Origin of the sequence: Exiguobacterium aurantiacum (assembly GCF_001766415.1) — a bacterium.
Lineage (GTDB): Bacteria > Bacillota > Bacilli > Exiguobacteriales > Exiguobacteriaceae > Exiguobacterium > Exiguobacterium aurantiacum_A.
This window is the reverse complement of the sequence record NZ_MKXO01000013.1, coordinates 13,912-34,634: the sequence shown is the minus strand read 5'-3', so window position 1 is coordinate 34,634 and position 20,723 is coordinate 13,912. Positions and strand designations below refer to the sequence as shown.

Sequence of the window (20,723 nt, the reverse complement as noted above, 5' to 3'; positions counted from 1 at the left end):
CTCGCTTTTTCACTCAATCCTAATTTAGCAAAAAATCGGTCGAGTTTAGCGACCGATTTCAAATGCTTTCCCTACTTCATATTCGTCATCTAACACTAAAATCCCTTTTTCTTGCGGCGCATCAGGGAGGTTCAACTCGCGTGCTGAACAAATCATCCCGTGCGAGCTCTCGCCACGGAGTTTAGACGGCCGGATAATGAGACCAGACGGCATGACCGCTCCTGGTTTCGCGACGACGACCTTCTGCCCGGCCGCAACGTTCGGTGCTCCACAAACGATTTGAACCGTACCTTGATCGATCTCGACTTGGCAGATCGATAATTTATCCGCATCGGGATGTTTCTCAGCCGATTCGACATAACCGACAACGAACGTCGGTGTGAAGTCGACGCCCGATAAATCCGCTTCGATATTTTGCTTGCGTAAAATGACACCGAGCGTCTCAATCAATTCTGCCGTCAAGTCGACCGACCCATGCCAGTCACTGACATTGAAATAATTACTCGCATTGAACACGTTGTAGCCGTTCACTGATCCGTCCGCCGCTTTAACGATGGCGACATCGTCTTTTCGTTCGACGACTTGATGATGGCGATCACCTTCTTTTAACAACACCATGAGAACATCGCCAATTCCTTCACGGTTATAAAAAGCATTAATTTGCATACGTAAATACGCCCCTTCTTTCAAACTAGACACAAATAGTTTAGCAGATTATGCGTCCGTTGGTGGGTTCTTTTTTCCAACAATAAAAATTGGTTCGAGAACGCCGTCCTCATAATGAAACGCAAGAGCTGTCACCGGGATGCGTCCGTTCGTAAAAAAGTCGAACATGAGCTGTTGCATTACGTCGTATCCTTGATCGTTTCGGATATCGGCGATGATCATCACATCTTGATGCGGGACCCCGACTAACATGTCTCCTTCGATTCGTCGATCCATGACCCGTAAAAATTCGTCATTGAGGATACGAGACGCCTCGTAGCCGTCACGGGCAGATAGGAAATAGAATTTGTTGCCGGCGACATCGTCTTCTTTTAAGTCGGTCGGTAACTTTTTCACGTTATCCCGCGCCACTTGATCGACTCGCTCTTTCGTCATCGTCGCATTCAAATGCCGCTCTTCAATCAAACGATACCCGTTGCCAAGGTCGAGGGCATAGTAGATGGCCGTCTCCGCCGTATGCGGTGTCATGACGAGCGCTTGTCCGGTTTTTGTTTCTGTCGAGAACGAACCGGCCCGAATGACCGGGAAAATTTGGGCTTCATTGCCGACTAATTCAATCTCTTGGTCGGCTGTAAGGGCCGTTTTTATATATTCGACGACTTCTTCAACCGCAACATTGCCGCGAACTTTTGCTTTGGCAACAAGTGGGGCCAGTCGAATGTTGACGCCGAACCGGTCAGCTGCCCGTTCGATTCGCAACACTTCATTTTCTCTGTCATAAGACGTCCGATACCCGTCAGTGAATTGACGTTCGATCGCTCGACGCAGTTCATTCCGTTCCATCTAGATCACCCTAACTCGCTAAGAAATGCTTCGACTTGCTCCGGCGTTTTACGTTCGCGTCCGACATAGCGGTCCACTTCTTGCCCACCGTTAAAAGCGACAAAACTCGGAATTCCGAAAATATCAAGTTCTTGTGCGAGCTCCATCCATTCGTCACGGTCGACGTAGTAGAACGTCCACTCATTGAACTTTGATTCAAGTTCGGGCATGAACGGATCGAGGAAGCGGCAATCGCCACACCATGTCGCCGAGAACATAAACACAGTCTTTCCTTGCTTCGCTTCCGTATATTCAGTCATCGTTGTCAGTCGTTTCATCTTCATCACTCCTGTTCTATTTTCCTCGTTAATGATAGCATAAGTCCGTTCTCACAATCCGCTCTCGTGTTTTGCTATAATCAAGGGCGAAGACTATTTGAAAAAGGTGACGATATGACAAAATGGACGCGTGAACAATTAAATCCGGATATGAAACACCCACTCGAACAGCTCGTCGGCGCCGTCGGAATGCTCTCTATTCTCCGCTACGGGTACTTGTTCATCGATACAGATAAGACACGAAGTCAGATTCTCGTTTGGCTCATCGTTGGATTCGCCATCATTTACATCGTAGAACGTGGATTGAAACGCCTTGTCCGCTACTTGCCGATTGTCAGGAAACGTTTTTTACTTCCCATCTACGCATTGATACTCACGCTGTTCTTCGTCAGCTTTAGAATCCCGCGCGAAACCGTCGAGACCGTCCGTAACTTCTTCGGCTGGTGATCTGCTCGGCGTCAAATGAATAAGCGTCTCGCAACTTGGCGAGACGCTTATTTTTGTGTGTCGGTTCAATATTCGATTTTCATATCATTCGGCTGAATCCGGTTCATCCGGGTCAATACTTGATATACCGCATAGCTGAGTATGGCCGGACCGACGATCAAGAAACCGAAGACGACGATCAACGTATGCCAACTGAAGCCCATCGTTTCGAGCATGACGATCGGACCGACGAGGCCGCTCGTCCCCATCCCGGCTCCGGCCGCGACACTCTCTAATTCAAACAACAAGATGGCGATAGGGGCTAGCACCGCACCGGCAACCGTCGGGGGCAGTAGGATCCATGGATTTTTGACGATATTCCCGACTTGAAGCATCGACGTGCCGATCCCTTGAGCAACCGATCCGCCGATGCCGTTGTCACGGTAACTCGTGATCGCGAACCCGACCATTTGGGCCGCACAACCGACCGTCGCCGCACCGGCGGCGATCCCGCTAAGCCCGAGCATAAGCGCGATGGCCGCGCTTGAAATCGGGGCCGTCAACGCGAGACCCATGAGCGTCGCGACGATGACGCCCATAACGAGCGGTTGTTGTTCAGTCCCCCACTCGATCCACGTGCCGAGTTGGGTCATGAACAGACCGACATATTTCCCGATATACGTCGCACTCAAGTAGCCGATCGCGATCGTCGTGAATGGCGTCACTAAAATATCAAGCTTCGTCGACTTCGAAACGAGTTTGGCCAGTTCGACCGAAAGAAGCGTCGCGACGTAACTACCCGCCGGCCCGAACTCATAGCCGAACGTCCCGACGACGAGCGCTGAAAACAAGATGAGTGGCGGAGCCTGGAGCGCATAGGCAATTGCAATCCCGATGGCTGGTCCCGTCAAACTTATGGCGACGTCTCCGATTTGTTGGAGTGTATCACCGAGGGCGGCGACGCTCGTATCGAGCAATTGTCCGCCAATCGTCTTCATGATCAACCCGATAATGAGTGTACTGAATAATCCGAGTGCCATATAGCTGAGCGCCGTCACAAAGTAGAGTGACGGGCTGAGCGTGATCCCTTTCTTCTTGAGCATGGGATTCACCCCTCTTTCTGTTGTCTTGTCAGTCGTAAAGTTTCTGTCTTCACACTTTTATCAGTATAATCTTTTCCCGGTAAATATCAACAGAAAAAAACGCCACTCGGTTAAAGTGGCGTCGTTCATTAACGGGATGCGCGAAGCGTTTCCATCGTCGAGCGGTCTAACCGTTTGACGAGCGCTTTTAGAAGCGCTTTGGCCGCATCGTAGTCATCCGTGTGCAAAATCGAGGCGTGCGTATGAATGTAACGGGCTGCGACGCCGATGACGGCGGTCGGCACACCTTGCCCACTCATATGGATACGACCTGCGTCCGTCCCACCTGGTGACACGAAGTATTGTGTCTTAATGTTTTCATCTGACGCTGTATCGAGCAAGAAGTCACGCATCTCAGGAGACATGACCATGACGCGGTCAAGAATCCGGATGAGCGCGCCTTCGCCGAGCTGACCGAATTCCGTCTTATTGCCGGAAGCATCATTGGCTGGCGACGCATCGAGCACGAGCGCGACGTCCGGCTGAATCATCTCGGCAGCCGTCTGGGCCCCGCGCAGGCCGACTTCTTCTTGGACAGTCGCACCCGAGAACAAAATGTTCGGGTGATCTGCTTTGGTCGTTTCTTCGAGCAACTCGACGGCGAGACCGACGCCGTAGCGGTTGTCCCATGCTTTGGCCATAATTTTTTTCGGATGGTGGAGCGGAGTGAATTCACTCGTCGGCACGGCAGGAACTCCTGGCCGGACGCCCCATGACTCCGCCTCTTCTTTTGAGTCGGCCCCAATATCGATGAACATCTGCTTGATTTCCATCGGTTTGTTCTGTGCCTCAGGCCCGAGTAAATGCGGAGGCGTCGAGGCGACGACACCCGGGATTTTTCCGTTCGATGTTATGATGTCGAACCGTTGTGCCATCAGCACTTGGCTCCACCAGCCGCCGAGCGGTTGTATGTACAGCATTCCGTTCTCTGTGATCCGTGTGACCATGAACGCGACTTCATCCATATGACCGGCGACCATGATGCGTGGTCCCGACTCGTCCCCGACTCGTTTCCCGAAGATTGAACCGATTCCGTCCGTCATCACTTCATCGACGTGCGGGGTGATCCGATCGCGGACAAATTGCCGAACTTCTGATTCGAAACCAGGTGCTCCTGGCAATTCTGTCAACGTCTTAAATAATTCTCTCGTTTTTTGTTCCATTTTATTTCATCCTTTCACTCGTTCTGGTCTCATTATATACAGAATATTTCGATGGAAGCGAATGCTTTTCATTCCAATGGGGTACAGGTTTTGGTACGATGTATGTGATAGCCATAGTTCAAGGGGAGGTAGTCATATGAAGAAAAGGTATTGGTTAGTTGGAATCGGGGTTGCCGTCGTTGCCGCACTTATGACGAAAAAAGTGTTAGATGAACGAAGCTTATCGGCTGAAGACGCGCTCGAGTACACGAAACGGGCGTTCTCAGCGAAAGGTCACGTCCAAGGCGCATGGATCTCGGCATCACCGGAGATTTATACTTATGACGGTCGTGAGTATGATGTGTACAAAGGCGGGATTTCGGTCCTCGAGAGCGACGAAGAAAAGACGTACCAATTCACGGTCGATTCAGAGACTGGCGCTTTACTTGAATATGCATGAAACAAAGTCGGCGAAACAATTCGCCGACTTTTTTGTTTAGTCCGTTCGAAAGAGTGGAAAATTGAGAATGGTAGTTTTCAAACTTAAAAAGGAGTGATCCCACGTGAAAAAACTGATTGGTGAAGCAAGTGAACTTGTGTCGCAAATGGTCGAAGGGATGGTCCACGCCCATCCTGAACTGTACGGTCGCGTCGAAGGGGTGAACGTCATCTGCAGAGCGGACGGCGCCAAGTCCGGAAAAGTCGGACTCGTCTCAGGTGGCGGAAGCGGGCATGAACCTGCACACGCCGGTTACGTTGGCGATGGGATGCTCGACGCCGCTGTCTGTGGTGAAGTGTTCACGTCCCCGACCCCAGACATGGTACTCGAAGGCATCAAAGCGGCAGACGGCGGCAACGGTGTGTTGCTCGTTGTCAAAAACTATGCTGGTGATGTCATGAACTTTGAACTAGCCGGCGAACTCGCCGACGCCGAAGGGATCAAAGTCGATCACGTCGTCGTCGCTGATGACGTCGCGATTGCAAATAAAGAAGACCGCCGCGGCGTAGCGGGCACGGTGTTCGTGCATAAGATTGCCGGAGCCGCAGCAGCGAGCGGGAAGTCGTTGGAAGAAGTGAAAGCGCTTGCTGAGAAAGTCGCATCTCACGTCCGCTCGATGGGAATGGCGGTTGAGCCTTGCTACATGCCAGTGAGCGGTAAACCCGGCTTTGACCTGAACGAGGAAGAGATGGAAATCGGGATCGGGATTCACGGCGAGCGCGGTGTCGAACGGAAACCGACGACCGACGTCGATTCGATTGTCGACGACCTGCTCGAACATTTGACAAAAGAAGTCGAGCCTGGAAAAGTTGCCGTCATGGTCAACGGTATGGGTGGGACACCGCTGTCTGAGCTTTACGTGACGTACCACTTCGTTGCCAAAAAATTAGAAGCAGCTGGTTACACGTTAAAACGTAAATACGTCGGTAACTATATGACATCTCTCGAGATGCATGGTTTCTCCATCACCTTGTTACCGCTCGACGATGAATTGACAAGTTATCTTGACGCGCCATCAGCGGCGCTCGGTTTCAAAATCTAACAAACGAGGTGTTTAATCGATGTTGACGATTGAAGGGTTCAAACAAGCGCTACGCCATGCCCAATCTGAGATTGAAGCGAATAAAGATACACTGACAGACCTAGACCGGGCGATTGGGGACGGTGACCACGGCATCAATATGTCACGCGGCTTTGATGCGGTCGTTGCGATCCTCGACGATGAGTACGCTTCTCTCGGTGAGTTGAGTAAGACAGTCGGGATGACGCTCATGTCAAAAGTCGGTGGTGCGGCCGGTCCACTCTACGGTTCGGCATTCGTCAAAGCAGCACCGAAATTTGGTGACGCGACCGAGGCCGACTTCGCGCTCGTGAAAGAAGCGCTAGAGGAAGGAACGGCTGCGATCAAAGCTCGTGGCAAGTCCACCGCCGGACAAAAGACGATGGTCGATGTGTGGGAGCCATTTTTAGACGGTTTGAGCGAGTCAGATGATTTCACCTCAAAGTTGGATCATCTCGTCAATGAGACGGAGGGGATGGTGGCGACGAAAGGCCGCGCCTCGTACTTCGGAGAAAACTCTCGCGGTACAATCGACCCTGGCGCGTTGTCCAGTTCAATCGTCTTGAAAGCGATTATGAAGGAGGTCGATTGACATCGTAGAGCTCATCATCGTTTCGCATAGCGCTAAAATTGGTGAAGGGATTCAAGATTTGATGAAAGAGATGGCTCCAGCCGTTCCGATTCATCTTGCGAGCGGACTAGAAGACGGCAGTATTGGAACCGATGTGACCCGTATCCTCGAGGCCATCGAAACCGTCGACAAAGAGGCACTCATCCTGTCCGATATCGGATCGGCGACGATGAACGCTGAGCTTGCCATCGATATGTATGAAGGCGATAAGAACATCAAGTTCTATGACGGCCCGATCGTCGAGAGCGCGTTCGTCGCAGCCGTCTCTTCAGGAAACGGCATGGGTCTTGATCAAATTATGGAACAGTTGAAAATGACGTAAAAAAAGAGCCAATTCGCGAAAAGCGAATTGGTTCGTCTTTTTTTATGTTCGATGACCTTGAGGCGCTCTGCCCGGCACAAGATTGAAAAAATGGTATGTATACGGTCTCTCCAGGCCAGTGAACTGGCCAGCTTCTTCATGTTTTATGCGGTGGCTGCCATAAGGTTGGCGCGATGGACGATGGAGAAGTCGACATGGCGGTCAATCTTACGGACGAGGTGGTTTTTCGGGACCAACTGGTCTAACGAGGCGTCGGTGCGGATCGGTTCATGATGATTCCCTTCCTGTTCGGAGGCGGTGACGGTCCATACATACCGTTTTCCGTTTTCATCGGTTCTAAGAACATATCCAGGGCTTTTCTCGTCGGCCATCGAGGCCTCAGAAAAAGACAAACGGCCGCCAAATGGCGACCGTTTGCGTTGCTCGTCCGACGGCGCCCCGACTCCTGCAGGAAAGCGTGGGCGCCGGAAGGACGAGCGATTCTATTGATGTTAGTCAACAAGCTGAAGGGCCTCTCGGCTCTTTTTTAACGTGGATTATCGTTTTTCTCATAAATCGGATTCATGTAATCTGTCGTCGAGTAGAAGCGTGGTACGACGAAGAAAAGAATGAGCGCCGGAACCGCGATTAAGAGCAACATGATCAGGACCGGCAACCAGTAGATGATCTGTTGACCGAGCATGTCGATGTTCGCGTCCGAAAACTCGGTCGCACCTTCGACTTCGACAAGGTCAGCCGTCGTGAGAATCTTGTTGTCCGTCGCATCGTAATAATGGAACTCCGTCTTACGTGTGATGAAGATGCCGTCACGTACCGTATCGAGTTCGACGACCGCTGCGATGACTTCGTTGCCGTTCGAGTGCGTGAGCGTCTCTTCTTTGACGATTTTAGCCGTTCCTTCTTTATAGTCGTAATGCGTCGCTTTCAAATCCTCTTCGAGTGCGTCTAAGAACGCCTCGTTTGCCGAGGTATTGAGTGGTGCGATTGTTAGAATGAAGATTACTGCAAGCAGGCTTGCCCATGCTTTTTTCAACATCCCCATATTCCCCCTTCTCTAATTCCAATTTAGCGTCATTCCTATTGTACCAAGAAGAAAGAAAAAAGTGTGAAGAAAATGCTATCAAAATAAGAAAAAAGCGTGTCAAATTTTCGGTCGGAACGCTGCTTCCATCCGGTAGATCGGCTGACCCATGGCGCTGAAGCGCTCTTCGTACTCGGTACGCACGTTGTCACCCGGTTCGTTTGCGTGCAAATCGAGTGAAATATCCGTGAAGTACATACCGTATTGGCTCATGCTCTCGAGCGAATATTCGAACAGTCCCCGATTGTCCGTTTTAAAGTGGATTTCGCCCCCACGAGGCAGAATCGCTTCGTATGTGGCTAAAAACGTCTTATACGTCAAGCGGCGCTTCGCATGTCTCGTCTTTGGCCAAGGGTCCGAGAAGTTCAAGTAAACGCGGTCGACTTCCCCTGCTTCGAAGTAATCGACGAGTTGCTTCGCATCGACGGTCAAGACGCGTACGTTTGGCATCGGCGTTTCGACGAGTTTTTGGACGATCGAGACGGCAACGCTCTCGAATAGCTCGATGGCGATGAAGTTGGCGTCCGGGAACTGTTGGGCCATCCCGAGAACGAATTGCCCTTTCCCAGAACCGACCTCGATAAAGAGTGGATTGTCGTTACCGAATTCGGTTTTCCAGCTCCCTTTCAACTGTTCGGGATTCGTGATAAATACATGTTCTTGGGCTTGCATGTAGTCTTTAGCCCAAGGTTTATGGCGTAAGCGCATTGAAATCCTACCTTTCGTTCATGAAATGTTCAAGTTTCTGCTGACTGAGCCGCTTCACGCGAGCAGTCCCCTTGCGATTATACACGAAATCATTGTTTAATGAACATGAATCATCCCTCACAAGGAGGTTAAATCAATGAGCACGTTAGATCAATTCTTAATCTTTTACGCGGCCCCGCTCACGTTTTTCGGCGCCGTCATCGCTACGTTCGTCTGGGCGTACTTTATGAAACCTGAAGATGTCTGATGTATATCGAAAGGGATGACTCACATTCGTGAGCCATCCCTTTTTTCATTGCGTCCGTTCATCCGCTTCGTCGAGAAGCTCACGAAGCACGGTCAAACCTTCAGCTCTTGCCATGGCGCTCTGTTCACCATAGATGGTCAACACCGTCTGGGCAATCGCGTACCAGTGCATTCGGTAATGCAGATCGGCGGTCAGCGTGATCCCGTAATGGCTGAACCACTCTTCCCAATCGACTTCATCGACATAGCTATAGACGACCATCGCCAAATCAAACGCGCGATCCGCGATAATGGCGTCGTCCCAATCGGTCAAATAAAGAAGTCCCGACTCATCCTCAATCCAATTATTGTGATTGAGGTCAGAGTGACAAACGACTAGTTCGCGCTCGTCATCGGGCAGCCGATGGTCTGATAACCAACGGACCGCCTCATCGATCGTCTCATCTGCCTCATCTTGCTCATAGGCGGCACATTGCCGGTACAACAGTTCTGAAGTGACCGGTGTATGGTTTAACTGCTGTAACATGAATAATAGCTCTTTCGAATGATGGATCTTTCCGAGTTGCGCCGCCACTTCGGAACGCTCCATGTCGGCAGGCGATAACTCACGACCTTCGATGAACTGTTGGGCACTGAGAACGTCTCCGTTGAACATCCGCTTCGTCCACAATAGTTTCGGGACGATGCCTTCGGCGGATAGAATCGCTAAAAATGGAGACGAATTCCGTTTAACAAAGATTTTTTGTTGGTGCGTCGTCGCTACGTACGCTTCACCCGTAATCCCGCCTGCGGAAGCCACTGTCCACTCTTCACCGAGGGCACCGATTATATCTGAATACATGTTCATCACGCTCAAATCTCATTGGAAGTTAAAAAGATACAATCACAATATTAACACGCGATAATCGTCATTGACAACGACTCGACTTGAATCTGACTCGGGTTTCGAACAATCGGCGTCAAACTTGCCTTATCCCCTTGCACGTATACGTTCCAGTCGCCTTCGGCTTGGAACGTCACTTGCTCGAACGTCCCGTTCAAATACACACGCACTCGCTGCCAAGCATCGTAAGAATGGCTTGCTGTCAGTTCGTAAGCGATCACACCAGGCGGCGACGGGAGAAACTTGAACTGCTCGACTACTTTTTGCCGGGTATCATATCGGAAACACGTGTGGCGCCGGCGTAACTTGAGCAGCGTTTTCACATACTCCACTTCTGTCGCCCGACTGTCACGAAGGTCCCAATCAAAATGATTGATCCGATCAGGGGCGTTGTAGCTGTTCTCTACGCCTTGTTTCGTTCGACCGAACTCTTGTCCGGCGTGAAGGAACGGAACGCCTTGTGATGTGATGACGATCGCTGTGGCCAGCCGTTGCATCCGTAACCTCGTCGTCTCATCCGTATCCTCACAAGCGAGCAGCAATTTATCAAACGTCGTATAGTTATCGTGCGCTTCCACATAATTGATCGTATATTGCGGACTCGGGAACCGACCGACGGTGACGTTCGGAATCTGAACGGCACCGGTGATGCATTCACGAAGTTCCCACTCCCGCCATTCGTTCCCGGATACGAAGCCGCGCTCGCGCTCGTTGAACGAGGAACCTTTCAGCGCATCTCGCATCATATCGTTAAAATGACCAATTCGTGGCATATGCGCCGCATTGTGGGAAGACGCCTTCAAGGACGGTCCGAGCGGTGTCGCCAAATCCCAACCTTCTCCATAGATCAAGATAGACCTGTCGACTTTATCAAGCGACGTCCGAACTTGGTTCATCGTTTCCACATCATGGATCCCCATCAAATCGAATCGAAAACCGTCAACTTGATACGTCGTCGCAAAATAAGTGATGCAATCGACAATCATGCGACGCATCATATACCGTTCAGACGCTGTGTCATTCCCGACACCGGTACCGTTTGCGACCGTTCCGTCGTGCTCATACCGGAAATAATAATACGGCACGAGCGCTTCGAGCGACGACTGTTCACGAATGAACACATGGTTCATGACGACATCGACGACGACGCGCATCCCGGTTTTGTGTAACTCATTCACCATTCGGGCATATTCGAGCACTCTTGTTGTCGGGGCGCTTGGGTCTGAGGCGTAGCTCCCTTCTAAAGCGAACCAATGAATCGGGTCGTACCCCCAGTTATAAGGCATGCGTGTCAACTCGTCGACACTGCCGAAGTCATGCACCGGGAGCAATTGCAAATGTGTGACGCCTAACTCTTTCAAGTAATCGAGACCGGCACTCTTGTCACCGGTCGTCCGAATCCCGGTTTCGACGATGCTGCCGTACAATCCGTTTAGACGGCTCGTCGAAGCGGGGTGGCTCGTGAAGTCGCGGATATGAAGTTCGTAGATGACGGCGTCAGTCGCTTTTCGGAGCGGCGGCCGTAACACCGGTTCAACGTGTTTCGCAATCTCGGCTTCGACATCGACCAATACGCCAAATTCGCCATTCAGGCTGACGGCTTTCGCGTAAGGGTCGACGATATCGTTCGTTTCGACCGGTGTTTTGACGTGAAGACGGTATAGTAAACCTTCGTAACCTTTTGGCACCTCGGCATGCCAGACGCCGCGGCTACCGCGCATCATCCGAAATCGCTCGATTTCCCGATGCGTGTCTTCATCATGCACTGTCACCCAAATCGAGAAAGCGACAGGTGACCAGACGAATACGTCAATCACATTTATGCCAAAGAGGAGTCCGAGCGGTCCATCGTAGGCGTATCTGCGTTCAAATTCATTCGTCTGGACAATTTCTCTCGGGACGACCACGATTGTTTTATGTCCAGGATGAAATACGGTATAAACCGATTCCAGCGTTACCGGGCGCGCGAGACGGATGTCCCGTTCAATCGTCCCGGCCTCAGTTGATCGTTCTTCGAGCACCACGTAAGTAACAGGGCGCCCATTTTGTTCGATTTGTACTGGAATGGACTCATATTCGGCGATGACTTCGAGTCGAACCGTCTCAAATGAGAGGAGCGTTGCCCGCTCGATTGTCACATGCGTTGTCGCCTGTTGATCAGGTGTGTGATACATACTCGTTCCATCCTCTCCTACTGATCCAAAAATTGTCGAAACGGCATCTGTGCTGTCGTATCTAGAAGTTTCGCCACATCTCGAATTTGTTGGGCTTTCACGATGGATGCCCTCGCATTGACTTGTTTCATCCATTGGTCGTAATCCGACCGTGAAACAAACTGGGTCGCGCGTGTCTCCGGCACATGATCGAAATAGCCGTTCGGAGCCAACGCCACTTTTTGGATGACCCCATCATAGGACGGAAGAAACTGCCTTACGATTTCTTCGGTGCGTGTCAATGCGATGAGCGGATTGACTACACGTTTATTTTCCCCTTTGAGCGGTTGATGAATCCAAGTCTTCTGTTTCGATACGTGATAGATGCTGCGGTCACCTTCAAGCCATTCAACGAGATAAATATGCGACGGCCCAACGATGATATGGCTTAGTTCAACCATGGCCCCGTTCCACTCGACGACAGGACGATACATGAAAAAGTGATGCTCGTTCCATTCTGTGAGCATATGCCGATAACTATAGTCCCGCAAAAAAGCTAATAGTGGCATATCCGCTTCCGTTGCCCCTTCGCACGCAAATTGAAGCTTTTGGATGCGGCGCCGGTTTGTGAGCAACGTTTGAAATTGTTTTTCCGTCAACGGGTTCGCTTCGAGCTCAATGCGCTCCGTGCGACGCCAAAATTTCCACCACGGGTTTTCAAACTCCATGATTTCCGGCGGAGTTAGCCGATTCGAGTCGTGGAGCCTGCGCATTCGCGCCGTATCGGATTCGATATACTCTTGAAAACGATTGAATTGATCGAGCATGTTCCGTTCATATTTAGAAATTACGTCAAAAATTTTAATCGGGATCGCCATGTGTCCTCCTCTGAATGCGCTAGCGGAAATACTTCAACTGCTTCATAGGCAGGAGTCTGTGTCGGATTAATTCGATAGAGCACTACTTCTGTGATTGCTTCTTCCACGTCAAACGCAGGTGCGATATAAGGGATCCGCTCGCCGGTATCCCATTTCTTTGCAAGGGTGACGTGTGCTGCGAACGGTTTCCGATCGATGGCTGAAATCTCTTCAGCCAATTTTCGCCGAAGTGCACTGACGAATGTCGAAAGCGCTACAGACGGATTCGGGATGATTGTCAGCACGCGCGGACGATCGGGTCTCCCGAAATGATCAATCTGCTGAAAATGTAATGTGAACGGCGCCGTTTCGTGCGCCACGTCTCGAGTGATGTCTTTGACTGCCTCTACTTGGTCATCGTCTAACGCCCCTAAAAATTGAAGCGTCAAATGAAATTCCTCTGGTCGATAAACGCGGCGATAGGAATAGAACGGCAAGATGTCCCGTTGGATTTGTTCAAACTGTCGCGCTTCAATCGGGAGCGCTATAAAATAATGTGTCGACATCGCTCGTCATCCTTTCTCACGGAACCGTCTCAGTCCCAAGAATAAAATCGCGCCGATGACACTGACTGCTGTGTACATCCAAAATACACCGATAATGCTGTCTACTTCAATGATTATCCCGCTCAACTGATTGAACGCGGCCGTCGCCAAGCCCGATGTGACAGCCATATAGACGCCAATCGCTGTCGAGGTGACGTTTAAGCTGACGAGACTTCGGACAAACTGAAGTGCAACCGGAATGAGCAACCCGACGACGAGTCCTTGGACGATGGCGAGCAACCAAACGACCCACAACGACGGTTCAAGTGCGAGCCAACCGTTCCGAAGCGCTGAAATCAAAGCTGCCCCCGCGAGTACGTTGACGGTGCCGAGACGTGCGACAATTTGATGCGCCACTTTCATAAACGGGATCTCACAGAGCACCGCCACTAAAAACAACGTTCCGACGAGCGTCGTCGAGCCGCCGATGCTCGTCACATAAATGCCAAAGTAGTAGTTGTTTGCGTAAATCGGACCAAAGACGAGCATGCCGCCGACTAAAAACGCCACGAACGGTGCATTCCAAATGGCTGACCAAGCGAACGGGGCTGCTGTCGTCGTATGGGTTACACCCGTATCCGTAATTTGCTTCAAGGCGACGGTTCCGACGACGAGCACGATCGCACTAAGCAGAAACGTACTCGATAACCCCCATGACGTATCCGCAATCCGACCGATCATGAAGACCGCGATGGCAAACCCGGCCGATCCGAACAAACGGATGGCTCCGTAATCGATTTTAGCACGGGACGTGTAATCGAGCGTCATCATATCGACGAGCGGAATGTGGGCACATTGAAATATCGACCAAGCTACCATCAACAGAATGATCCAGACGTACGATGTCGCAAATAAAAATGTGAGCGAGATCGCCGCAGCCGCAATCATGGCTAACATTAACCAGGCGCGGGTTCGGCCCGTGCGGTCGGCCAGCATGCCCCAGAGTGGTTGTATACCGATCGATAAAATGGGCAAGATGGCGACGATCGTCCCGACCTCACTCGGTGACAAATCAAAACGTGCTTGTGAGAAGAACAAGGCCATGTATGGGATGAGGGCGCCTTGTGCGAAAAAGATGGCGACATAAATCGATTGAAACGATTTTTTTTGCTGGTTCACGTTCAACTTCCTTCCTAACAGACAGAGAGCCGACCGATGCAGTCAGCTCTCAAAGGTTATTATTTAGCGAGCTCGTAAATCGCTTCCGCATAGATTGCGGCCGCACGTAATAAATCTTCAACTTCCATATACTCGTCGACCTGATGGGCGACATCTTTCGCTCCCGGGAACAACGCGCCGAACGCGACGCCGGCTTCGAGCGAGCGGGCATACGTACCGCCTCCGATTGCCATCAAGTGCGCTGATTCACCGGTTTGGCGCTCATAGACGCCTGCTAATGTTGTCACGAGCGGATGGTCTTCCGAAACGTGGTGTGGCGGCATATGGTGTTTTGTCGTCAATTCGAAACCGAATGACAACGCGATTTCTTTCAAGTTTTGCAGACGTTCCGTGAACTTTGCCGTATACGGGTAACGGATGTTGACCGTCGCCATCCGCTCCGTGTCGTTGTAGCGGAAGACGCCACCGTTGATCGTCAAATCCCCGGTCTCGTCGCTCGCTTCAATACCGAGCGAGATGCCGCGTGAGTCCGCAAAGACGTGACGGACGAACTCGATGTAGCGCTCACCTTGAATATCGAGCGCGAGCGTGAGCAGGAAGCCTGCGAGCACGTAGGCCGCGTTCACCCCGTTGTCTGGTTCCATCGCGTGGGCCGCGACGCCTTTTATTGTGAACGTGTACATCCCTTCTTCAAAAACACACGTCCCGTCCGCTTCATACTTCTCGAGATACGCCTCGAATTGTTCTTCGAGCACTTCATTCGTTTTCAACACCGCTGTCGCAACGTCTGGCACCATGTTCGGGCGTTCCCCACTGATGAACGAGACGAGGTGATGTTTTGTTCCCGTGACGCGCTGGATTGGAAGTTGCTTGAGCACGCCATCGTATAGACCTTTCTCGGCGTTGATAATCGGGAAATCGGCGTCAGGCGCAAACCCATACGTCGGCATCTCTTCTTGTTTAAAGTACTCACGGACGCAACGCCACTCGCTCTCTTCGTCACAGCCCGCAATGAGCCGGACCCGTTTCGATAGTGGCAAACCGAGCTCTTTGACGATCCGCAATCCGTAATAGGCAGCCATCGTCGGCCCTTTATCGTCATTGCTGCCGCGCGCAAAAATTTTGCCGTCGGTGATTGTCGGGTTGAACGCCCCATATGTCCACCCGTCCCCGGCCGGTACGACATCGAGATGGCACAAGATGCCGACGAGTTCTTCACCTTCGCCGTATTCTAAATGTCCCGCATATCCGTCGACATCCTTTGTGATAAAGCCGTCACGTTGACCTAGCTCGAGCATATAGTCGAGCGCTTGACGGACTTCTGGGCCGAACGGCTCGTTCGGTCCTGTTTTCGATTCGTCTAACACGCTCGGGATTGTAAGTAATCCTTTAAGATCGTTTAAAAACGCTTCTTTTCGTAAGTCGACTTCTTGTCTCCAGTTCATGTCAATCTCCCCTTTGCGAATGTTCTCTCCCTTATTAGTATATCCAAATGTCAGAAAGACGAACATTTATTTCGAAAATAATTTTTCGTTCGTCTTTCGGTTGAATAATCGATGATTTACAGTTCGTTCATTCGATATTTACGTTCATAACATGTTCTTTACATTGAAATCGTTCGTGCTTTTCCCTTGCTTTTCTGTATAGGAGCGTTATACTTAAGATGTAATTTTAGAAAATAACAATTTCATATTTCATTTGTCGTCCGTAGGCTTCGTCTTTCATCATTCTACGCATTGGGGGGTCATCCAATGAAAGGTTCAACAGATCGCATGCTAACCCGTATTAAGTCGATTTATTTATTTATCAACGAAAGGGATTGCGTTACCACTTCAGAACTAGTAGAAGAGTTCGGCATCACATCACGCACCGTCCAGCGTGATTTGAACGTACTTGAATACAACAATCTTGTAGAAAGTCCGAGCCGCGGCACGTGGACATCATCGAAACGTTCACTGAAGACGGCAAATTGAATATAATTACGAGGGGTTCCGTTCACGGAGCCTCTTTTTTTGCATAAAAAGTGAGACCGGATGCCTTTCCGACATCCGGTCTCACTGTTCACTCCTGATTCATGACAAAAACTGTTCGACTTCTGCTTCGGTCAGTTCACGGTATTCACCAGGCTGTAACGATTCATCGAGTTCGAGCGGTCCAATTTGGACTCGTTCGAGCCGTTCGACGTGCTTGCCGACCGCAGCGATCATCCGCTTGACCTGATGATACTTCCCTTCCGACAACGTCAGGCGGACGACAGATGTTTGGCCCGTCTGACTGAGCACTTCAAGACGCGCCGGTTTCGTCGTGTACCCGTCCTCGAGAGCGACTCCTTCCGCGAACGTGCGGATGTCCTCGACCGTCATCTCACCGTCGACTTCGGCGATATACACCTTGTCGACGTGTTTACGCGGTGACATGAGGGCGTGGTTGAACGCACCATCGTTCGTGATGAGCAGTAGGCCCGTCGTGTCTTTGTCGAGACGCCCGACAGGAAACAGCTCGTAATGGGCGTAAGCCGGGTCAATCAATTCGATGACCGTCGACTCGACTTTGTCTTCAGTCGCACTGATGACTCCAGCCGGCTTATTCATCATCAAGTAGACGAACGGACGGTACTCGACCGGCTCACCGAGCACGGTGACCGTCTCACTGTCCGTGTCGACGTGCCGTTTCGCATCTTTCACAGGTTGGTCATCGATTCGAACCGCTCCCTGTTTTAATAACAGTTTTACGTCTTTACGTGAACCATAGCCCATATTGGCTAACAACTTATCAATTCGCATTATTTTTCCTCCGATATTGGAATCGTTTTCCTAACAGTTTCCCGGCCAAGTGACTTCTCCATCCGAGATAGCCATACACGATGAGCCCGATCCCGAAGCCGACGACGGTCGCAACGATATCATTGCTCCAACTCGGTTGGTCATTTAGTGTGACGAACAACGACCCATACACCGCAACGAACATCGCCGCGCCCATCGCAAACATGAGGATCGTGCGACGTAACAGTTGTTTATATGGGAACTGAAGTGCCCGTTGAATCTTCCACACCATGAGGATGATCGCCACGATGTATCCGGCAATCGTCGCATACCCGGCGCCGATGCCGCCGAGCGCGTACACGAACGGGACGTTCAAGACGACTTTCGTCAAGAGCCCCATCGCTGTCGCGAAAATCGTGAAGTATTGTTTATTGATCCCTTGCAAAATTGCCGCAGCGACCGAGTAATAGGCGAGGAAGAATGCACTCGGTGCGTAATGGAGCAAGTAGACCCACCCTTCCCGGTCACCCGGGAAGAGCGTCCCAAACAACGGCTCTGAGAGCGCGACGAGTCCGATGACGGCTGGAATCGTCACGAAGAACGATACTTGGAAAATATGATTGACTTGATTGCGGACTTTATCCATGTCCCCGTGTGTGAACGATCGGGTGACGAGTGGAATCGTCGCCATCGACACACTGGCCGCGATCGATACCGGGATCAAAACGATCTTGTGGGCGTTACCGGTCAAAAAACCGAACGCCGACGTCGCCTCAGCCACCGATTTCCCGGCGTTGAGCAGCGTGTTGACCATCGTCAACTGATCGACGAACTGGTAGAGCGGTGTCGACAAGCCGACCATGACGATCGGAATCGAGTAGCTGAGCAATTCGAGCAAGAGCGATTTCATCGAACGGACCGGCGTTCCTTCAGGGTTGTCGGTCTGTCGATGAATGTCTTTTCGCTTGCGCCAGTACATCGCGAGAACGACGATACTCCCGATCGCACCGATGAACGCGCTGAACGTCGCGATCGTCACGGCGAGCACTTTCAATCCATTCAGTTCCGTCGTCTCGACCGCCGCCGTTCCGCCGAGCGTGTCAGCGAGCGGACGGACGAACTCCGAGTCTGAGAAGACGAACAAGACGAGCATCGTTCCGCTGAGCAAGAACATGATGCGTACGATCTGTTCAATGACTTGTGAGATGGCCGTCGGGGCCATATCTTGATGTCCCTGGAAATAACCACGGACCATACTCATCGCCGGGATGAGCAAGAGCGCAAAACTGACGCTTCGAGTGACGAGCGTGAGTGAGTCGATATACTGTTGATTGTTTTCCGAATTGCGGACCATGAGCTCCGACAACCACGGAGCGGCAAAGAAGAGTAAGAAAAAGGCGACGACACCGGTCGCGAGCATCAGCTTCATCCCTTGCCGGAACAGCCGTTGACTCGTCCCATACTCGCCGAGCGCGTTATACTTGGCGATGAATTTTGAGACGGCAACCGGGATCCCTGCCGTCGAGATGGCGATCATGAGCGCATAATACGTATATGCCGCTTGGTATAACGTAACACCGGCAATCCCGACCATCGCTTGGAACGGGAACGTGTACAGCAGTCCGAGCGCACGGGAAATCAAGTTCCCGGCTGATAAGAGCAGCGTTCCTTTGACGAAGGATTCTCGTCCTGAATCTTGTTTGACGCTTGATGACATGAGATACCTCCATCTATTCATACAACGTTTAAAATGTCCTAGTTTTACAAAACAACCGTTTCTCATTATACTCTTACTATTGCGGATAATAAAGTTACGATAATTTTACGTGTCAATTTGAAACAGAAACGAGGGATACTATGTTGAAAGATGTCATCGTCATCGGAGGTGGCCCAAGCGGCCTGATGGCGACCTACGCCGCCGCGAAAGCCGGAGCGAACACGCTCTTGATCGACAAAGGTTCGAAGCTCGGACGCAAGCTCGCCATTTCAGGCGGCGGGCGTTGTAACGTCACGAACCGGAAACCGGTCGACGAGTTGATTCAGTTCATTCCTGGGAACGGCCGCTTTTTATATAGCGCCCTTGCCCAGTTCGATAACCAGTCCATCATCGATTTGTTCACGGGCTTTGGCATCCCGTTGAAAGAGGAAGACAACGGTCGGATGTTCCCAGTGACGGACAAAGCCCAGGATGTCGTCAACACGCTCCTCCGCGCCATCGATTCGCTCGGTGTCGAGATTCGGAAAAACGCGAAAGTGAAGACGCTCCATTTTAATGAAGCAAATGAGTTCGAGGCGGTCGAGCTAGAAGATGGGGAACGGATTGAGGCCAAAGCTTGCGTCATCGCCGTCGGCGGACAATCCGTCCCCCACACCGGCTCGACCGGAGACGGTTACCCGTGGGCCGAGAAAGCGGGGCACACGATCACCGAGCTGTTCCCGACTGAGGTGCCGATCCTCTTGAACGATTCGTTCATCGGGACGAAACAGTTGCAAGGGCTGTCGCTTCGCGACGTCGCCCTCACCGTGCACGGTAAAAAAGGTAAGCCGATCAAGACGCACCGCGGCGACATGATCTTCACCCACTTCGGTATCTCGGGTCCGATCGCACTCAGATGCAGCCAATATACGATCAAAGAACGCAAGCGCAGCAAAGAACGGGTCGTCGCACTGTCACTCGACTTGTTCCCAGACATGGCGCGCGACGAGCTCGTTCAATCGTTATGGGATCAAGTGCAAGCCCAACCGAAACGTGCCGTCAAAAACGTCTGGAAAGGGTTCATTCCGGAACGGATGCTCGACCTTCTCTTGGCTGAACTCGCTTTCGGCGAAGAGGACGCGAGCCAGTTGAAACGACAATCGGTCATCGATTTCGCGACGCGTCTCAAGACGTTCGAACTGCACGCGACAGGTACGCTCGACTTCGACAAAGCGTTCGTCACGGGTGGCGGTGTCTCGGTCAAAGAGATCGCCCCGCAGACGATGATGTCAAAGAAAGCAGACGGTTTGTTCTTCGCCGGCGAGGTGCTCGACATTCATGGATACACGGGCGGCTATAACATTACGGCCGCTTTCACGACCGGCCACTGCGCCGGGTCACATGCGGCGGAATTCTCCACACTCGAGCCTACAACGTAAAGAGAGCGTGGACTAACAGGAGTGATATCGCTCGTCCTATCGGCGCCGTCTGACGAGCAACGTAAACGGTCGACATCGGGCTACTGCGGACTCGACTTCAATTTTATGTTAGACAGAGCGCCTCAA

At 51.5% G+C, this 20,723-nt stretch carries 24 protein-coding genes; 8 read left to right on the top strand and 16 right to left on the bottom strand.

The genetic code is table 11. The features are described from left to right. Positions 1–45: 45 nt before the first annotated feature. Genes ytpR through BJU60_RS14125 form a run of 3 tightly spaced genes read right to left on the bottom strand, consistent with a single transcriptional unit; the run spans position 46 to position 1,826 of the window. Positions 46–666, bottom strand: coding sequence for a YtpR family tRNA-binding protein (gene ytpR / locus BJU60_RS14135; protein ID WP_070329430.1), 621 nt, complete (start codon positions 664–666; stop codon positions 46–48). 48 nt (positions 667–714) lie between these two features. Further along, positions 715–1,509 carry a DUF1444 family protein gene (locus BJU60_RS14130; protein WP_070329429.1) on the bottom strand — a complete coding sequence of 265 codons (795 nt, stop codon included), beginning with the start codon at positions 1,507–1,509 and terminating at the stop codon, positions 715–717. A gap of 5 nt (positions 1,510–1,514) precedes the next feature. Further along, on the bottom strand, positions 1,515–1,826 hold the full coding sequence (locus BJU60_RS14125) for a thioredoxin family protein (protein WP_070329428.1): 312 nt from the start codon (positions 1,824–1,826) through the stop codon (positions 1,515–1,517). Between the two features lie 114 nt (positions 1,827–1,940). On the opposite strand from BJU60_RS14125, the gene BJU60_RS14120 reads away from it, so the two are divergent. Continuing rightward, entirely contained in the window at positions 1,941–2,273 is a 333-nt protein-coding gene (locus BJU60_RS14120) for a hypothetical protein (protein WP_016508496.1), read from the top strand. Positions 2,274–2,338: 65 nt separating this feature from the next. Here the strand turns inward: BJU60_RS14120 and BJU60_RS14115 are convergent, their stop codons facing one another. Continuing rightward, complete coding sequence (locus BJU60_RS14115; protein WP_070329427.1) at positions 2,339–3,355, bottom strand: PTS transporter subunit IIC; 1,017 nt, start codon at positions 3,353–3,355, stop codon at positions 2,339–2,341. A gap of 128 nt (positions 3,356–3,483) precedes the next feature. Next, positions 3,484–4,557 (bottom strand): M42 family metallopeptidase, encoded by a 1,074-nt coding sequence (locus BJU60_RS14110; protein ID WP_070329426.1) that lies wholly within the window; start codon positions 4,555–4,557, stop codon positions 3,484–3,486. A gap of 136 nt (positions 4,558–4,693) precedes the next feature. On the opposite strand from BJU60_RS14110, the gene BJU60_RS14105 reads away from it, so the two are divergent. From BJU60_RS14105 to dhaM, 4 genes are all read left to right on the top strand, one after another. After that, positions 4,694–4,996 (top strand): PepSY domain-containing protein, encoded by a 303-nt coding sequence (locus BJU60_RS14105; RefSeq protein ID WP_016508468.1) that lies wholly within the window; start codon positions 4,694–4,696, stop codon positions 4,994–4,996. 103 nt (positions 4,997–5,099) lie between these two features. Further along, positions 5,100–6,077 carry a dihydroxyacetone kinase subunit DhaK gene (gene dhaK, locus BJU60_RS14100; RefSeq protein WP_070329425.1) on the top strand — a complete coding sequence of 326 codons (978 nt, stop codon included), beginning with the start codon at positions 5,100–5,102 and terminating at the stop codon, positions 6,075–6,077. Between the two features lie 19 nt (positions 6,078–6,096). Continuing rightward, the gene (gene dhaL, locus BJU60_RS14095; protein WP_070329424.1) at positions 6,097–6,687 is read left to right on the top strand and encodes a dihydroxyacetone kinase subunit DhaL; all 591 of its coding nucleotides are present in this window, start codon (positions 6,097–6,099) and stop codon (positions 6,685–6,687) included. Beyond that, entirely contained in the window at positions 6,683–7,048 is a 366-nt protein-coding gene (dhaM, locus tag BJU60_RS14090; protein ID WP_367946378.1) for a dihydroxyacetone kinase phosphoryl donor subunit DhaM, read from the top strand. Before dhaL ends, dhaM begins: the two co-directional genes overlap by 5 nt. A gap of 143 nt (positions 7,049–7,191) precedes the next feature. On the opposite strand, the gene BJU60_RS15285 is transcribed toward dhaM, so the two are convergent. From BJU60_RS15285 to trmB, 3 genes are all read right to left on the bottom strand, one after another. Then, entirely contained in the window at positions 7,192–7,440 is a 249-nt protein-coding gene (locus BJU60_RS15285) for a hypothetical protein (RefSeq protein WP_158625486.1), read from the bottom strand. Positions 7,441–7,574: 134 nt separating this feature from the next. Further along, positions 7,575–8,084, bottom strand: coding sequence for a hypothetical protein (locus BJU60_RS14080; protein WP_236633357.1), 510 nt, complete (start codon positions 8,082–8,084; stop codon positions 7,575–7,577). Positions 8,085–8,189: 105 nt separating this feature from the next. Then, a complete protein-coding gene (gene trmB, locus BJU60_RS14075; RefSeq protein ID WP_070329420.1) occupies positions 8,190–8,837 on the bottom strand; it encodes a tRNA (guanosine(46)-N7)-methyltransferase TrmB in 648 nt (215 codons plus the stop codon). 136 nt (positions 8,838–8,973) lie between these two features. On the opposite strand from trmB, the gene cydS reads away from it, so the two are divergent. Then, positions 8,974–9,084: a cytochrome bd oxidase small subunit CydS gene (gene cydS, locus BJU60_RS15510; protein ID WP_438802343.1), complete on the top strand. Its 111-nt coding sequence runs from the start codon at positions 8,974–8,976 to the stop codon at positions 9,082–9,084. A 45-nt stretch (positions 9,085–9,129) separates the two neighbouring features. Here cydS and BJU60_RS14070 read toward each other — a convergent pair whose 3' ends face one another. From BJU60_RS14070 to pepV, 6 genes are read right to left on the bottom strand one after another with little or no spacing between them, the layout of a single operon-like run. Continuing rightward, the gene (locus tag BJU60_RS14070) at positions 9,130–9,924 is read right to left on the bottom strand and encodes a phosphotransferase family protein (RefSeq protein ID WP_070329440.1); all 795 of its coding nucleotides are present in this window, start codon (positions 9,922–9,924) and stop codon (positions 9,130–9,132) included. Between the two features lie 50 nt (positions 9,925–9,974). Continuing rightward, positions 9,975–12,140, bottom strand: coding sequence for a type I pullulanase (gene pulA / locus BJU60_RS14065; RefSeq protein WP_070329419.1), 2,166 nt, complete (start codon positions 12,138–12,140; stop codon positions 9,975–9,977). A 17-nt stretch (positions 12,141–12,157) separates the two neighbouring features. Next, a complete protein-coding gene (locus BJU60_RS14060; RefSeq protein ID WP_070329418.1) occupies positions 12,158–12,997 on the bottom strand; it encodes an NERD domain-containing protein in 840 nt (279 codons plus the stop codon). Then, a complete protein-coding gene (gene thpR, locus BJU60_RS14055) occupies positions 12,967–13,542 on the bottom strand; it encodes an RNA 2',3'-cyclic phosphodiesterase (RefSeq protein ID WP_070329417.1) in 576 nt (191 codons plus the stop codon). Before thpR ends, BJU60_RS14060 begins: the two co-directional genes overlap by 31 nt. A 6-nt stretch (positions 13,543–13,548) precedes the next feature. Next, positions 13,549–14,700, bottom strand: coding sequence for an MFS transporter (locus tag BJU60_RS14050; RefSeq protein WP_254281709.1), 1,152 nt, complete (start codon positions 14,698–14,700; stop codon positions 13,549–13,551). A 59-nt stretch (positions 14,701–14,759) separates the two neighbouring features. Beyond that, positions 14,760–16,145, bottom strand: a complete 1,386-nt coding sequence (gene pepV / locus BJU60_RS14045) for a dipeptidase PepV (RefSeq protein WP_083274164.1) — start codon at positions 16,143–16,145, stop codon at positions 14,760–14,762. Between the two features lie 306 nt (positions 16,146–16,451). On the opposite strand from pepV, the gene BJU60_RS15090 reads away from it, so the two are divergent. Continuing rightward, positions 16,452–16,673, top strand: a complete 222-nt coding sequence (locus BJU60_RS15090; RefSeq protein WP_083274163.1) for a DeoR family transcriptional regulator — start codon at positions 16,452–16,454, stop codon at positions 16,671–16,673. A 99-nt stretch (positions 16,674–16,772) separates the two neighbouring features. Here BJU60_RS15090 and BJU60_RS14040 read toward each other — a convergent pair whose 3' ends face one another. Continuing rightward, positions 16,773–17,483: a pseudouridine synthase gene (locus BJU60_RS14040; RefSeq protein ID WP_070329415.1), complete on the bottom strand. Its 711-nt coding sequence runs from the start codon at positions 17,481–17,483 to the stop codon at positions 16,773–16,775. After that, a complete protein-coding gene (locus BJU60_RS14035) occupies positions 17,473–19,179 on the bottom strand; it encodes a putative polysaccharide biosynthesis protein (protein WP_083274162.1) in 1,707 nt (568 codons plus the stop codon). The genes BJU60_RS14040 and BJU60_RS14035 overlap by 11 nt, the downstream gene beginning before the upstream one ends. 140 nt (positions 19,180–19,319) lie before the next feature. On the opposite strand from BJU60_RS14035, the gene BJU60_RS14030 reads away from it, so the two are divergent. Further along, a complete protein-coding gene (locus tag BJU60_RS14030) occupies positions 19,320–20,597 on the top strand; it encodes an NAD(P)/FAD-dependent oxidoreductase (protein WP_070329413.1) in 1,278 nt (425 codons plus the stop codon). The last annotated feature ends 126 nt before the right edge of the window (positions 20,598–20,723 follow it).

Coding starts and splice junctions, on each gene's coding strand:
- ytpR (WP_070329430.1), bottom strand. CDS start 666: ATGCAAATTAATGCTTTTTATAACCGTGAAGGAATTGGCGATGTTCTC.
- BJU60_RS14130 (WP_070329429.1), bottom strand. CDS start 1,509: ATGGAACGGAATGAACTGCGTCGAGCGATCGAACGTCAATTCACTGAC.
- BJU60_RS14125 (WP_070329428.1), bottom strand. CDS start 1,826: ATGAAACGACTGACAACGATGACTGAATATACGGAAGCGAAGCAAGGA.
- BJU60_RS14120 (WP_016508496.1), top strand. CDS start 1,941: ATGACAAAATGGACGCGTGAACAATTAAATCCGGATATGAAACACCCA.
- BJU60_RS14115 (WP_070329427.1), bottom strand. CDS start 3,355: ATGCTCAAGAAGAAAGGGATCACGCTCAGCCCGTCACTCTACTTTGTG.
- BJU60_RS14110 (WP_070329426.1), bottom strand. CDS start 4,557: ATGGAACAAAAAACGAGAGAATTATTTAAGACGTTGACAGAATTGCCA.
- BJU60_RS14105 (WP_016508468.1), top strand. CDS start 4,694: ATGAAGAAAAGGTATTGGTTAGTTGGAATCGGGGTTGCCGTCGTTGCC.
- dhaL (WP_070329424.1), top strand. CDS start 6,097: ATGTTGACGATTGAAGGGTTCAAACAAGCGCTACGCCATGCCCAATCT.
- BJU60_RS14080 (WP_236633357.1), bottom strand. CDS start 8,084: ATGTTGAAAAAAGCATGGGCAAGCCTGCTTGCAGTAATCTTCATTCTA.
- trmB (WP_070329420.1), bottom strand. CDS start 8,837: ATGCGCTTACGCCATAAACCTTGGGCTAAAGACTACATGCAAGCCCAA.
- cydS (WP_438802343.1), top strand. CDS start 8,974: ATGAGCACGTTAGATCAATTCTTAATCTTTTACGCGGCCCCGCTCACG.
- BJU60_RS14070 (WP_070329440.1), bottom strand. CDS start 9,924: ATGTATTCAGATATAATCGGTGCCCTCGGTGAAGAGTGGACAGTGGCT.
- pulA (WP_070329419.1), bottom strand. CDS start 12,140: ATGTATCACACACCTGATCAACAGGCGACAACGCATGTGACAATCGAG.
- BJU60_RS14060 (WP_070329418.1), bottom strand. CDS start 12,997: ATGGCGATCCCGATTAAAATTTTTGACGTAATTTCTAAATATGAACGG.
- thpR (WP_070329417.1), bottom strand. CDS start 13,542: ATGTCGACACATTATTTTATAGCGCTCCCGATTGAAGCGCGACAGTTT.
- pepV (WP_083274164.1), bottom strand. CDS start 16,145: ATGAACTGGAGACAAGAAGTCGACTTACGAAAAGAAGCGTTTTTAAAC.
- BJU60_RS15090 (WP_083274163.1), top strand. CDS start 16,452: ATGAAAGGTTCAACAGATCGCATGCTAACCCGTATTAAGTCGATTTAT.
- BJU60_RS14040 (WP_070329415.1), bottom strand. CDS start 17,483: ATGCGAATTGATAAGTTGTTAGCCAATATGGGCTATGGTTCACGTAAA.
- BJU60_RS14035 (WP_083274162.1), bottom strand. CDS start 19,179: ATGTCATCAAGCGTCAAACAAGATTCAGGACGAGAATCCTTCGTCAAA.
- BJU60_RS14030 (WP_070329413.1), top strand. CDS start 19,320: ATGTTGAAAGATGTCATCGTCATCGGAGGTGGCCCAAGCGGCCTGATG.